The 15074-nt window shown below is 60.8% G+C and carries 5 protein-coding genes and 1 pseudogene; 3 read left to right on the forward strand and 3 right to left on the reverse strand.

Features of this window, described 5'->3' with window-relative positions; translation table 11 throughout:
* Nucleotides 1-8901: peroxidase family protein (locus E3W21_RS26895; protein WP_256661667.1), on the reverse strand; the 8901-nt coding region annotated here is incomplete at its 3' end.
* A 682-nt stretch (nucleotides 8902-9583) separates the two neighbouring features.
* Here E3W21_RS26895 and E3W21_RS26900 point away from each other — a divergent pair.
* The 3 genes from E3W21_RS26900 to E3W21_RS26910 are packed head-to-tail and all read left to right on the forward strand — an operon-like array spanning nucleotide 9584 to nucleotide 13997.
* Nucleotides 9584-11320, forward strand: coding sequence for a type I secretion system permease/ATPase (locus E3W21_RS26900; protein WP_134422594.1), 1737 nt, complete (start codon nucleotides 9584-9586; stop codon nucleotides 11318-11320).
* Nucleotides 11321-11326: 6 nt separating this feature from the next.
* Nucleotides 11327-12667 carry an HlyD family type I secretion periplasmic adaptor subunit gene (locus E3W21_RS26905; protein ID WP_134422596.1) on the forward strand — a complete coding sequence of 447 codons (1341 nt, stop codon included), beginning with the start codon at nucleotides 11327-11329 and terminating at the stop codon, nucleotides 12665-12667.
* Between the two features lies 1 nt (nucleotide 12668).
* Nucleotides 12669-13997: a TolC family outer membrane protein gene (locus E3W21_RS26910; protein ID WP_129436878.1), complete on the forward strand. Its 1329-nt coding sequence runs from the start codon at nucleotides 12669-12671 to the stop codon at nucleotides 13995-13997.
* Nucleotides 13998-14071: 74 nt separating this feature from the next.
* On the opposite strand, the pseudogene E3W21_RS32455 reads toward E3W21_RS26910, so the two are convergent.
* Nucleotides 14072-14262, reverse strand: a pseudogene (locus E3W21_RS32455) (cytochrome c family protein); the annotation flags it as partial.
* 72 nt (nucleotides 14263-14334) lie between these two features.
* Nucleotides 14335-14868, reverse strand: a complete 534-nt coding sequence (locus tag E3W21_RS26920; RefSeq protein ID WP_129436879.1) for a cysteine hydrolase family protein — start codon at nucleotides 14866-14868, stop codon at nucleotides 14335-14337.
* Nucleotides 14869-15074 lie beyond the last annotated feature (206 nt).

The raw sequence follows: 15074 nt of genomic DNA on the forward strand, positions 1-15074 counted from the left end.
CGGTGTACTGTTCCCCGACGAGTCGACGATCTCCAGCGTGCCCTTGGCATCCTGATACACCGCACGGACGCGGATGTTCAGGCCCGCCACATCGTCCGCCACCCGGTAGGTGGTGCCGATCGCCCGCGATACCTCGCCAGCGGCGATAAAGGTGATGTCTTCAAAGACGCCCGACCCGGCAATGTTTTCGACCTGCCAGTAGTAAGCCACCCCACCGGTCACAGCTCCGGTCGGGTTGGCCACACTCTGGTTGTCCGCGTCGTGTACCGCCCGATCGCTGACGCGCAGCAACTGGCCGGCCACAGGCGTTTCGTCACGCACACCGGTGGCAGCATCGAGGATTGCCAGATGACCCGATGGGTCGTTGTTTTGGGCGGTGCCCACTCCGGACGACTGCGCAACATCAGCGAACTGCAGACGCTCGATGCCCGTCAAGCGATCGACGCCATCACGCCCCGCTACCGAGTCGGTCACAACGACAGTGTTGCCATCGATCTCGACGCTGTACTCCGCCGCATTACCGGAGAACAGCGCGGTGTCGAAGCTGTCATTGCCGGTCAGAATCTCCCGCACGATGACCAGCTGGCCTGGGTTGTAAGTACCGTTCAGCATCAGCTGCACCATCGGCGCCATGCTGTCGAACGTGGCGATTTCCGGGCCAGTGCCGTCAGCGTTCGCCCGAACACTGATGCGTACGTTCAGCCACTTGTCACCATCGATGATGTCGTCACCACCGCGACCTTCGATCAGGTCGCTACCACTACCGCCGAGGATGATGTTGCCGCCGTCGAAGAACGCCGCTCCGGCTGGCAGCAAATCAGCCAGGCCGTTGATCAGGTTGATGTTGGTCAGCACACTACCGGTTGCCCCCGCAGTGGGCAGCGATGTGGCATCTTCGTTATCACCGCGCAGGAAGTCACCGTGCGATGAACCCGACAGACCTTCCACGATGTCGAAACGCACCAGCGCCGAAGCACCCGAACCCGGCACCGGTGGAACATCGAAAAAGCGGTCGCTGTAATCGATGGTCACGCCCTGGGCGAGGTCCTTGAAGGTTGCCCAGTCATAGCCGGAGCCGCCGATATAGCGGTCACCCATGCCGAGACTGCCAACCATGATGTCGTCGCCACCTTCGGCGTTGAACTTATCGTTCTCGTTACCGCCGATGAACACATCGTTGCCGATCACTTGGTCATTGCCAGCCGGGTCAAAGTTGTCGCCAGGTGCACCGTCCGAAGTGCCCTTCTCGATCCAGTCGTCGCCTTCGTTACCCATGTCCTGTTCGTTGGCTTTGCTGCCCAGGATGAAGTCGTTGCCCTGGCCACCAATGGCCTCGGAAGCGTCCTCACCGGTCACGATGAAGTCATTGCCGAACCCGCCAATGATCAGGTTGATGCCGTTGCCTCCGTGCAGCACGTCGTTGCCGTCGCCACCCTGGATGTTATCGTCGCCACCGAGGTCGGTGATGATGTCGTCGCCGGCGCCACCGCGCAGTTGATCGTTGCCGTTACCGCCTTCGATGCGATCGTTGCCGGCATCACCCCAGACCGTGTCATCGCCACCACCCGAGACGAGGATGTCTGCGCCGTTGGTGCCGCCCAGCACGATGTGCTCGTCACCCGAGTACCGGATGTAGTTGGCGTCCGGCCCCGCGGTCAGCGGGTTGTCGCGGAACACCACCTGCTCGTTGTTGTCGCTAAGCGGATCGGCGTTGCCCAGGCCATCGTTGTACTGCTTGCTCTGGTCCCTTTCCAGATAGTACGCAGGGTCCGAGAACACCAGGCCTGGCAAGTGCGTGGCCGAGGTGTTGGCCATGATCAGCTTGGCGAACGAGTTGCTTTCCAGTTCGGCATTCATCGACAGGCCAGCGGTGCGCTCCAGGTAGTAGAAGCGGTCACCGTCCTGCAGTTTTTCCAGCTGGTTCTCGAACACGAAGTTGAAGGTCGTGCCGAGCATGCCGCCGAACGGGGTTTTCTCTTCAGCCAGGCCGCCGATCCAGAGGTCGATGGCATCGACCCCCGTGACCGTCACACCCCTCAGATCGTCGGCAGTCCCCAGCACCCCATCCTTGCCGGCCAGTGTTACGTTGGCCCAGGCACCGCTGCCATTGAGGAAGGCCAAGCGGTCAGACGGCGCATCAACACCACCAAATACCAGCGCCATCGCTGCAGCGCGTTTGTCTGCCAGCGTGGTCGCCTCCGTGATCGTGTCATGCGTGCCATAGGCCGCGATGAAGTTGATCAACGACTCTGGATGTTTCAGGTGCTGCACCAGGTCAACCCAGCTGCTGTACGGCTTGAGTTGGGTATCACCGGTTTGGCTGAAGATGTCGCGGCGGATCGCATTGAGCGAGGGAATCCCCACGTCGCGACCACGGGCAATGTTGAGCGCCGGCAGGTCGAGCGGCAGACCGAGCAGGTTATTGCGCAGCGCCTCGGTGACGAACTCGTCGATTTCGTTACCGGCCTGGCGAGTCACCCCACGTATGATCGCACTGGTCGCATCCTCCGGCGTCACACCACTGGCGGCGTACGCCAACGGGTTGAGGAACGCCGCGATCAAGCCGATTTGCTGATTCGGATCACCGTTGTTCGGATCGCCAACCACGTTGAAATTGACATCGAAGCGATCGACGGTCTCGGTCAGCATCGAGTGGCCAAACCGGTACACGGTGTGGGCGAACTCGGCGACGATCGAGGCATCGAGGTCGACGTCATAGACTTGGGTCGGTGCGAAGAACAAGTCGACCCTGGGCTGGATGGTCCGCGCAAACTCCTCGAACACCAGGTGCTGATACTGCATCTCGGTGCCGAACTTGGCAGCCTGGAACAAGCGCTCGCCATTCCACACCAGCGCATCGATCTCAGCCTGGTTGGCTGGCAACGCGTTCACCGGATTGAGCAGCCACTCGTTGAGGAAGGCCACGTCACCCGAATCGAGCACGGTGTCCTTGGTCTGTGCGACCAACCGATTATGCTCGGAGTGGAAGATCGCATGCACAGCGGTCAGGCCGATGTTCTCGTTGACCCGGCCGTCGCCAGCGATGTAGTGAGCGTCGAGCAGCTCGTTGTCATAGGTCAGGTTGTTGCCGCCTGGGCCAGCTGGCTGCGCATTGCCGACATCAGTGTCAGCATCCGCCTGCAGAACCCCGCCGACGATTACCGGCGCTGCATTGTTATTAATGTCGATGAGGAACTGGTGACCGGTGCGCACAGCATTGGTCAGGCTAATGGGGGAAAGCGGATTGCCTTCGACAAGGACGTCATCAGCCGTGCCACCCAGACCGTCAGCCCCCTTCATCACGACCATCGGGAAGCCGTTCGGCCCCTTGATGAAATTGCCGTAAGCGTCAGTCGCCAACAACGGGGCGTTACCGACGTCGGCATCGGTAAGGTGGATACCCAGGATGTCGTTGGCCTGCGCCTTGACCACCTTCCAGGTCGCCATACCACCGATTTCGCTGTCGTCCGCGGAACCATACTTGCCATCCGCTCCCAGGTCACGGTTAGTGATCAGCCTGCCGGTCGCGATGGGGCCGTTGTCGGTCAGCTCATAACCGCGCAGGAAAACCTGGTGCGACGGGTGCGAGCTGTAGGTCTGGTTTTGGTCCACGAACGGCGAGGTGGTGTTGGTGTGCTCATGGATGTCGTCGGCCGTGCCGAGAACGCCATCCGCCCCTGGCAGGTTGGTCGCGCGGGTCAGCACCATGAAGTTGGCGTTGCCGCCTGGCACATACAGCGGATCATCCGCTTGCAGCGGGATGAAAATGGTGCCCGAACCGCCTTTGGTCACCAGGTCCAGACCGTGATCGAAGAACTGCCCGAAGAAGGTCATCCAGGCGTTGAACGGCGCGGACAACCCCGCATCCGCCGCGGTGTTCTCGAACAGGTACACATCGTGGTCGTCGGCAGTACCGAACTGACCATCCATGCCGGGGCTGGCGACTATCCGTACGCCGTCCTTGAGCACGTCGTCGTTACCCACCGTGCCGAAGTTGAGCACACCGTCCGCACCCGGGTCGTAAGCCGTGGCATAGGCCGCCGGGTTGTTCGAGGTCTGGTCGACGATCAGATTACTGATGATGCGCGGCTGCGAGTCAAACACATAGCCGCTGTTCTGCTGGTACGACGATCCCGGGATGGCTGGCGAGCCGGGGCCGAAGAACCCGGCAGGTGCACCTTCCGCCGGATTGAAGACCGGATCGGCCAAGCGTGGAAAGGTGTTATCCGCGGCACCAAACTCGGTGTTGTTAATGCCGTTGAGGTTCATCAGGTTGTTGTTCGAGCCATCGACCGCACGCAGGCCCAATGGTGCGCGGATATTCGGGATCAGCGAGAGGATGTCCTGACCGGCCGCGTCTGCCTCGGCAATCTTGATTTGATCAAGAATGAAGTTGAGGTCGGAGCGGACCATGTGAAGGCCCGCGCCACCCGCAGTGGCATCGACGACAGGTGTCGGCGCCGTCGGCACAACCGGCGCGCCGGGAACCACCACGGCCGTCGGCTGCGAGAACACTATTTCAGTCGTGCCATGACCATCCTGGTAGATCGCCTTGACCCGCAGTGACAGCCCGGCAAGATCCGGGGAGACCTTGAACGCGGTGCCGTCGGCACTTTGGAACGCCAGGTCGCCGGCCGGCAACAGGATGATGTCCTCGAATACGCCGGTGCCTGGATTTGCCTCGAACTGCCAATAGTAGGAAACCGAGGTGTTGTTGACAGTACCCAGCAGATTACCCACCGCGATGTTGTTGGCATCGCGCACACCGGCCATGCTCACCGTCAGCGTGTCGCCCACTGTTATCGCGCCGCCGTTTCCGTCCGTGACGGTCGGCCTGCCCACCGGTTGTGCATTCAGCCCCGTCACCAGCACTTGCTGGGTATCGGCGAACTGCAGGCGTTCGATATGCAGCAAGGTATCGGTGCCGTCGCGACCCGCTACGGTATCTGCCACCGTCCACACATCGTCCGCCACATTGTCCGTGCCGCGGGTGTCATGCGTCACCACATACTCGGACTGGAGCCCGGAGAAAATGGCGGTGTCAAAGGCCGCCCCGCCCGTCGAGGTGCCGGACATGATTTCCCGCACCGCCTTGAGCTGACCTGGGTTATAGGTGCGGTCCAGCATGAGCGGGATCATATCGACCATGCTGTCGAAGGAGGCGATCTCGGGACCGGTATGGTTGACGTCGTCGGCGGCATACACCGCAATTCTGACGTTGATCCATTTGTCGCCATCGATCAGATCATCGCCCCCGCGGCCCTCGATCAGGTCACTGCCATTGCCACCGAGGATGATGTTGCCAGTGGCAAAGCCAGTGGTCGGCAAACCGGCATCGGCCAGAAACTGCTCCAGTCCACGGATCAAAGCCACATTGGTCAATGCACCGCCCGTGGCACCACCGTGGTTGACGAGAGTCACCGCATCAACATCATCGCCTTTGAGCACATCGCCGAATTTCGAACCGGACAAGCCTTCGACCTCGGCAAAACGGTCGAGAATCGAGGCCGGCGAGGCGCCGACCGGATTGAACACCCCGGCGTTCTGGTTTGGCGCGTTGCCGTGTGGCTGCGCTAGCGCGGCCAAGGACAGGTCAACGGTCACGCCGACCCTGTCATTTTTGTAGGTCACCCAGTCGAAACCGGACATGCCGTCCATCTTGTCCTGGGCATCGCTGCCGACAAAGATGTCATCGCCACCCTCGCCGATCATTTCGTCGAAGCCACCACCACCGACAAAAATATCGTTGCCGACCACATCGTCATTGAGCAACGGCGAGAAGTTATCGCCAGGCGCACCGTCCTGCATGCCGTTCTCGATCCAGTCATCACCTTCGTTGCCGGTAGGTGGCAGGTTGGTCTTGGCGCCGAGGATGAAATCGTCACCCTGACCGCCGAAGGTGGTGGTGATGTCTTCAGTGGTGACGATGAAGTCCTGGCCATCGCCTCCAAGGATCAGGTTGCCTAAAGCAAGCATGCTACCGGCCACGATCACATCGTTACCGGCATTGCCTTCCAGACGGTTGTCGCCGAACGAGTCGGTGATGATGTCATCGCCCGCGCCACCGAGTACCGCATCGTTCCCGGCGCCGCCTTCGAGGCGGTCGTTGCCTGCATCGCCGTAAACAGTGTCATCGCCGTCACCGGAGATGATGATGTCATTGCCGGCGGTGCCGCCCAGGACGACATGGTCTTCACCGGTATATTGCAGATAATTACTGTCCGCACCCACGGTGTCGGGGTTGTCGCGGATCACCAGCGGCACGATTTCCACGCCGTTGATCATGAGGCCGCCCGTTGGATCGGCTTTGCCGTCCGCGCCAAGGTTAGTGAACTGATTGGCCTGATTCACTTCGAGGCTGAACGTCGGCGTCAGGAACACGGTGTTCGACAGGTGGGTGACATCGCTGTTGAGCATGATCAGCTTGGCAAAGGAGTTGTTCTCCAACTCGGTGCCGAAGTTCAGGCCTGCGGTACGCGACAGGTAGTAGAAGCGGTCGCCGTTCTGCAACGCCTCCAGCTGGGTTTCAAACACGAAGTTGAACGTCGAGCCGAGCATGCCGCCGAACGGCATTTTCTTCTCGGCGAGTCCACCGACCCAGAAGTCGATGTCGTCGAGGCCGGTGATCGTCACACCCGTCACGTCGTCGGCAGTACCCAGCAGCCCATCCTTGCCGGCCAGCGTTACGTTGGCATAAGCACCGGTGCTGTTGAGGAAGTCCAGGCGGTCAGCCGGTGAACCAGAACCGCCGAATACCAGCGCCAAGGCTGCAGCGCGTTTGTCTGCCAATGTGGTCGCCGCCGTAATCGTGTCATGCGTGCCATAGGCAGCGATGAAGTTGACCAACGACTCGGGGTGCTTGAGGTGGTCCGCAAAATCAGCCCAACTGATGTACGGCTTGAGTTGGCTGTCGCCGGTTGATGTGTACATCTCACGGCGCGCTTCATTCAACGTGGGGATGCCAGTGTCGCGACCACGCGCCAGGTTCAGGGCCGGCAAATCGAGCGGTAGACCGAGCAGATTGTTGCGCAACGCTTCGGTGACGAACTCGTCGATCTCGTTGCCGAGCTGGCGGGTCACACCGCGAATGATCGCCCCTGCCGCTTCGTCCGCAGTCGCCCCGCTGCCGGTAAACGCCAGCGGGTTGAGGAAGGCCGCAATCAGACCCATTTGCGAGTCCGGGTTGTTCGGGTCAGTGAGGAGCGGATTGAACTCAGGGTCAAAGCGATCGACGGTCTCGGTCAACATCGAGTGACCGAAGCGGTACACCACGTGGGCGAACTCGGCGAGGATTGCCGGGTTGATCGAGGTGTCATACCCGTTGGGGGCAAGGAATCCGTCGATCTGCGGCTGAACGGTCCGCGCGAACTCCTCGAACACCAGGTGCTGGTACTGCATCTCGGTGCCGAACTTGGCGGCCTGGAACAGGCGTTCGCCGTCCCACACCAACGCCGCGATTTCAGCGGGTGTAGTCGGTATGGCGGCCACGTCGTCCACCAGCCACTCATTGAGGAAGGCCAGATCGCCGGCGGCAAGGAGGGTGTCCTTGGTTTGCTGGACCAGCCGGTTGTGCTCGGAGTGGAACACATGGTGCACCGTGGTCAGGCCGATGTTCTCGTTCACCCGGCCGTCGCCGGCAATGTAGTGAGCGTCGAGCAGTTCGTTGTCGTAGGTCAGGTTGTTGCCGCCCGCACCAACCGGCTGAGCATTGCCGATATCAGTGTCAGCATCCGCCTGCAGAACCCCGCCGACGACTACCGGCGCGGCATTGTGGGCGATGTCGTCGAGGAAGCCATGCCCGGCGCTCACGGCGCTGGCCAGGCTGATCGGAGCATCCCGGTTGCCTTCGACCAGTTGAGTGACGTCATCCGCTGTCCCGGCGATCCCGTCAGCACCGTTGCTGACGCGCATCACCACCTGCGGCATGCCGCTCGCCCCCCGGATGAAGTTGCCATACGCATCGGTTGCCAGCAGCGGCACGCTGTGCACATCGGCGTCGGTCAGGTTGATACCGAGAATGTCACGGGCCTGGGCCTTGACCACCGCCCAGGTCGCCATGCCGCCATTTGTGCCGCCACCATCATCGGCAGTGCCGAACTTGCCATCGGCGCCGAGATCGCGGTTGGTAATCAAGCGCCCCGTTGCAACAGGGTCACCTGCCGCGTTGAGGACATACTCGCGCAGGAACACCTGATGCGAGGGGTGCGAGCTGTAAGTTTGGCTTTGGTCCACGAACGGCGAGGTGGTGTTGGGCTGGCCATCATCGGCAGTGCCGAGTATTCCGTCCGCGCCGGGGGTATGCACTGCACGTGGCAGCACCATGAAGTTGGTCGGGCTGCCCGGTACGAACAACGGATCGTCCGGCTGCAACGGAACAAAAACGAAGTCGGTACTGCTCTTGGTGACCAGGTCGAGGCCGTGGTCGAAGAACTGGCCGAAGAAGGTCATCCACGAGTTGAAGCCGGCGGTCAGACCGGCGTCCGCCGACACGTTGGGGATGAAGAACACTTCCTTGTCGTCGGCCGTGCCGAACACGCCATCCAGACCGGGGCTGATCACCGGGTCGGCGCCGCCGTTCGCCGCAACCGCGGCCGGGTTGTTGGCGGTCTGGTCGACAATCAGGTTACTGATAATCCGTGGCTGCGGGTCGACCACCGTCCCTGACGCGGCATAGGCCGCTCGATACTGGGCATCAAGCAGGCGCAGGAAGGAATTGTCCGCGGCGCCAAACTCGCTTTGCCCGGCGACCAGGTTGTTGTAGCTGCCATCGACGGTACGCAGGCCGAATGGCACTTGGCTGTTGGGTAGCAAATCACTGAGGCTGGCGCCGTCGGCATGCGCTTCTGCGATGAAGATTTGCTTGAGGATGAACTCCAGGTCCGACTTGTTGAAATTGGCCATTTTGATTGCCCTCGATCTCTTTGGGGAAAGGACACGGGACGATGAGAATCCTCCCGCGCCCAGTCCGGTGCTGGCTTGCGCAGTGTGTTGGTTCTTTTTTTTTTGGCGATCGCGGGCGCTGGATGGCAGAGCCGTTACACGGCCCCCCGGGATGCGCGCCTGGAATTCGCGAAAGAATGGCTCGCTCGGCGATTAGGCAGAGCGAACCCGAGCCTTGGGTGGGCCATGGAAACTTGAAGTAACGGCGAACTTCCTGAACAGCCCCTTCAATTCGCAGTAGAACGAAATCATCGACATGGTGTGCTCCATCGGGAAAATCATCACACCTTGCGTTGCCAAAAAGTTGACAGGCTTCAGGCGAGCGGCTCCCTCAATGACTGAGACTAAAGTTGCATAGCGAAAAATTGTCAATTTTACGACACGCAAAACAGACGACTGGTGATTGACCTACTAACTAGCTGTTTTTATGAGACTTATAGGAATTCATTCGCGGCATTAGAGCGAAATGTTATTTCAGATTGTTTCGACGACACCTACGCTGCTGCCATGAGAGCGACGCAGTGATTTGCAGGTGATGCGCCCCTAGAGCGACCAACCTGCGTATCGACAAACTGCCTGTGGACTACATCTGTTAGCTGTTGCGCCGCAAGGGCTAACGGCTTTTCGAAGAGGGGTCACCCAAATGCACAAACAATCGAGCACTCGATCAGAACTGGCTGACGCGCTTTTTCGACTTCGCCGCAGTTTTTACTCGCTGGCAGGGTTCAGTGGCGTCATCAACGTCATGATGTTGACGCCAGCTATTTATATGCTGCAGGTCTATGATCGGGCCTTGGTCAGTCGCAACGTCACAACATTGACGATGTTGACCATTCTGGTGATAGGCCTGTTCCTGCTGATGGCCACGCTGGAAATGTTCCGCACCCGCGTGCTGATCCGGGTCGGCAACTGCCTCGACATGGACCTCAATCGACGCATTTTCACTGCAGCATTCGAGCGCAACCTGAGCCGCGCCGGAGGTAATCCGGCCCAGGCCCTGCAGGATCTCGCGCAGGTGCGTCAGTTCCTCACCGGCAATGGCCTGTTCGCTTTCTTTGATGCGCCATGGACGCCGATCTACCTGCTGGTCGCCTATCTGATCCACCCGCTGCTCGGACTGGTCACGCTGATCGGTTCGCTGATTCTGGTGGGCCTGGCCTATCTCACCGAGAAGGCGACGCAAAAGCCGCTGGCCGAAGCCAATCAGGCCGCCCTCTCCTCCGCCAGCTACGCCAACAATAACCTGCGCAACGCCGAGGTCATCGAGGCCATGGGCATGCTGCCGTCGATCGGCAAGCGCTGGTACCAAAGCCATTTGCGCATACTGGAAATGCAGACCCTGGCCTCCGACCGTGCCGCCCTGATCAGCAGCACCGGGCGCTTCGTGCGTATCACTTTGCAGTCGCTGATCCTCGGCGCCGGCGCGCTGCTGGCGATCGAAGGCAAGATCACCCCCGGGATGATGATTGCTTGCTCGATCCTCACCGGCCGCGCGCTGGGCCCGGTGGAACAAGTCATCGCGTCGTGGAAACAGCTGCTTGGTTGCCGTTCGGCTTGGGGCCGGCTGAACGAGATGCTGAACGACTATCCGCGCCGGCCACCGAGCATGTCACTGCAGCGGCCGCTGGGCATGCTGGCGGTGGAGAATGTGTTTGCCGGCGCCCCCGGCACCGGCAACACGATTCTGCGCGGGGTGAGCTTCAATCTTTCCCCCGGCGAAAGCCTTGGCATTATCGGTCCATCCGCCTCGGGCAAATCCACCCTCGCCCGCCTGTTGGTCGGCGTCTGGCCGGCACAGGCCGGCAAGGTGCGCCTGGACGGCGCGGACATATTCACCTGGAACAAGGGCGAACTTGGACCCTGGCTCGGTTACCTGCCACAGGACGTGGAGCTGTTCGAGGGCACCATCGCCGACAACATTGCGCGCTTTGGCGAAGTGGACAGCGACGCGGTCATCCGCGCCGCCAGGACTACTGGAGTGCACGAGATGATCCTGCGTCTTGCGCAGGGTTATGAGACCCGCCTGGGCACCGATGGCAACCCGCTTTCCGGTGGCCAGAAGCAACGCATCGCCTTGGCCCGCGCGCTGTATGGAGAACCCAATCTGATTGTGCTGGACGAGCCGAACGCCAACCTCGACGACATCGGTGAAAAGGCCTTGGTCGATGCGCTGGCCCAACTCAAAAACCGCGGTGCCACCGTCATTCTGATTTCCCACCGTCCCAATGTGCTTTGCGCCGTCGATAAGGTGTTGATGCTGCGAGACGGCGGCGTGCAGATGCTCGGCACTCGCGACGAAGTATTCGCAGCGCTGCGCAAGGCCAGTGTGATGCCTGCAGGCGCGTCAACTCCGCTGGCCTCCGTCAAAGCACGGGAGTAACCGATCATGCAAATGAGCCAACACACCGACATGATTCACACCGACCCCAGGAACGTGGTGGATCTGGACGTCGGTAAACCCGTGCGCTGGGGCATGTTGCTGATGGTCGCTGGCTTCGGCGGCTTCCTCCTGTGGTCCTGGCTGGCGCCGCTGGATGCCGGCGTGGTCGCGACAGGCACGGTAAAAATCACCAGCAATCGCAAAGCCGTGCAGCATCTGAGCGGCGGCACCGTGGAGGCCATTCTTGTTCGCGAAGGCGATACAGTGAAAAAAGGCCAGGAGGTGGTCCGCCTCGACTCGCTGCGTGCCGCTGCCGAACAGGGTGCGGTCAGCGCCCAGTACATCGTCAGCAAGACTGTGGAAAACCGCCTGGAAGCGGAACGTGACGGCCGCGATGTGGTGAACTACGATCCCGAATTGATCAAGCGCTTCGGGAATGACTACCGCCTGGTGGCCGCCATGGATCTGCAACAACGCCTGCTGGACACCCGGCGTGCTGGCCTCGCTGGCGAAATCAGCATCCTGCAGGAAAACCTCGCGGCGTCGGCGGTGCAGCTCAAGGGTCTGCAGCAGGTCTATGGCGCCCGCGCCTCGCAGATCAACTTCCTCAGCCAGGAACTAACAGGCACCCGCGCGCTGGCGGCCGAAGGCTATGTCCCGCGCAACCGTCTGCTTGAGCTGGAACGCAGCAATGCCGACCTCTCCGCCGGCCAGGCCGAGAACCTCAACAACATCGCTCGGGTGCGTAGCCAGACCACCGAAATCAAGCTGCGCATCCTGCAGCGCCAGCACGATTACCTGAAGGAAGTCGAATCGCAGCTCACCGACACCGCCAAGGAAAATACCACCCTGGCCGACCGCTTGCGTGCGCTGGACTATGAAGTGACCCACACGGTGATTCGATCGCCCATCGATGGCATGGTCCAGTCCCTGAGCATCGCTACCGTCGGCGGGATCATTCAGCCCGGCTTCAAGATCATGGAAATCGTTCCAGACAACGAACCGCTGCAGGTCGACGCGATGATTCCCGTGCAGGCCATCGACAAGATGGTCCCCGGCCTGGCCGTGGACATCGCCTTCCCGGCCTTCAACCATGCCCGCACGCCCAACATACCCGGCCGCGTGAAGACCGTCTCCGCCGACCGCCTGCTCGACGAGGAAAGCAAGCAACCGTTCTATCTGGCTCAGGTAGAAGTCACGCCCGATGGCATGAGCCTTCTTGGCAGCAATCACATTCGTCCCGGTATGCCCGCCAGCGTCACCATCAAGACTGGCGAGCGCAACATGATGAGCTATCTTCTCAAACCAATGCTTGAGCGTGTTGACAGCTCCTTCAAGGAACAATGAAATGGACCGTCATTGCCTGTTCTTCAGCCTGTTGGCGCTGTCCCTCCCGACCAGCGCCATGGACCTCAAACAAGCCTGGGATCTGTTGCAGTACCAAGGCCCCGTCTATCGCGCCGCCGTGCATGAAAAAGAGGCTGGTGCGCAAAACCGCGACATCGGCTTGGCCGGCCTGCTACCGCAGATCAATGCCTCGGCCTACGACAACAAGGTCAATGGCACCCAACGCCAGAGCGGCGTCGAAAGAGATCTCGACTACACCTCCAAGGGCGCTAACGTGCGCTTGCGCCAGCCGCTGTTCAACAAACAGAAAATGGCCGAATACCGCCAGGGCAAGCAGCGTGCCGACTACAGCGTCGCGGTGTTCGATGCCAAGAGTCAGGACGCCGCAGTGCGCCTGGCTCAAAGCTATTTCGACGTGCTCCTCGCCAGCGAAACCATCACCCTTGCCAAGTCCAAACTGAACGCCTTCGACGAGCAACTCGCTTCGGCGAAACGGCGCATGGAGTTGGGGGCCGGCACCGTCACCGACATCGACGAGTCGGCCGCTCGCCGCGACCTCGCCGTGGTTGAGCTGATCGAAGCGCAGGACAACCTGGTCAACGCGCGCCGCAAGCTTGAGGAATTTATCGGTGAAACCCCCGAATCGCTGACCACCTTGCGTCCGAGCTTCGATACACCACCGCTGCTACCTAGCAACCTGCAAGACTGGTTGGTCAAAGCCCAGACCGACAGCCCGCTGATCCATGCGCGCCGTCATAGCAGCGACCTCGCCGAAGAAGAAGTGAAGCGCGCCAAGGCCGGCCACTGGCCAACACTGGATTTCGTGGCCGGCTACACCGCGGGTCAGAGCCAATCAATCTCCGAGCTGAATCAACGCAACCGCTACGCCTCAATCGGGCTGGAAGTAAACTTCCCGTTGTACAGCGGTGGCGGCACCAGCGCGTTGACACGCCAGGCCAGTGCCAATAGCTATAAGGCCCTGGACGAACTCGACGCCACGCGCCAGGAAGTCATCACCGGTACCACCCGTGAGTATCGCGGCGTAGAGAGCGGCGCCCAACGTATTCGCGCGCTGGAGAAGGCAGTGGAGTCCAACGAACGCTCACTGAATTCGACACGCAAGGGCTTCAAAGAGGGGGGCACCAGCACCAATGCGGACGTCCTCAATGCCGAAGAGCTGCTCTTCGTTGCGCGCCACGATCTGTTCGAGGCCAAGCTGCGCTACTTGATGTCGCGCCTGCGCCTGGCCTCTTCGGTGGGCAGTCTGGGCGACGACGATATCGACCACATCAACGACTACCTCGGCCCGGAACTGTTGGTCACCAACTGACTTTCACCTGTGCGGCACTTCTACAAGGTGGTCGGCAAAACCCGGGCACAATCTCCCGTGCATGAAAGGTGGAGAGTCGAGGAGCCGCGCATGATGGCTGCCGGCAGTTGCTGGAACGTTATTTCCCCCGCGCGCGCGAGCATATCGCGCCCGCTTCCTGACCGAGATGGTTGAGCATCATCGCGTTGGCTCCGCTGAACCAATGCGAGGCGACTTGCTCGCGGTCTGGCCCCATGATCGCGGCCGTCCCCGCGAAACCCGGCATGCTTTTTTGACTGAATTGATCGACATTTTCGAGGCCGTGTAAGCGTCAACGGGAGCAAGCCCCTCACCCGTTTCAGATCCGGATTTCGCTGGTCGGGATAACGTCGATCCGCGCCACGGGCCCCGTCAAGTGCGCCAGGTCTGCGTTGTGCTCGGTGATGATGTCTTCGGCGGCGAGGTTGCCGTTGTCGACGGTGGAATGCGCATCGGCGGCGAGCACTACGTCATAGCCCAGGTTCAGGGCCTGGCGGACAGTGGCGTTGACGCAATAGTCGGTTTGCAGGCCGCAGATGATCAGTCGATCAGTTCCCTGGTCTTGCAGCAATGATTGCAAGTGGGTCTGGTAGAACGAGTCTCGATTGGTTTTTCGCACGCGAAGGTCTTGCGGCGAAGTCTTCAGGCTTTCGGCCAGTTGCCAGCCTTCGGAACCGTGTTGCAGCAGGTCGCCCTTTTCTTCGTGCTGGATGAGGATGACCGGGATGCCTGCTTCGCGAGCCTTGGCACTGAGGTCGTTGATGTTCTCGATAACACGCTTGATCTCAAAACATGCGTACTCGCCTGTGCACAGGGTGCGCTGGACGTCGATGATCAGCAGTGCAGTAGCCATGAGTTCCCGTCCTTGATGGGTCGGTGAATCGGCAACGGATTTAGAATCCGCTCCCCTTTTAACGTGTAGCAGCTGCCGAGCCTGCGAGGCTGCGTTCGACTGCGAAGCGGTCGTAATCCAGCGAATGTGCTCTACCTGAATGAACACGGTCAACCGATTTACGACTGCTACGCAGTCGAACGCAGCCTCGCAGGCTCGACAGCTGC

Source organism: Pseudomonas sp. F01002 (genome assembly GCF_004402115.1).
Taxonomy (GTDB): domain Bacteria; phylum Pseudomonadota; class Gammaproteobacteria; order Pseudomonadales; family Pseudomonadaceae; genus Aquipseudomonas; species Aquipseudomonas frigoris.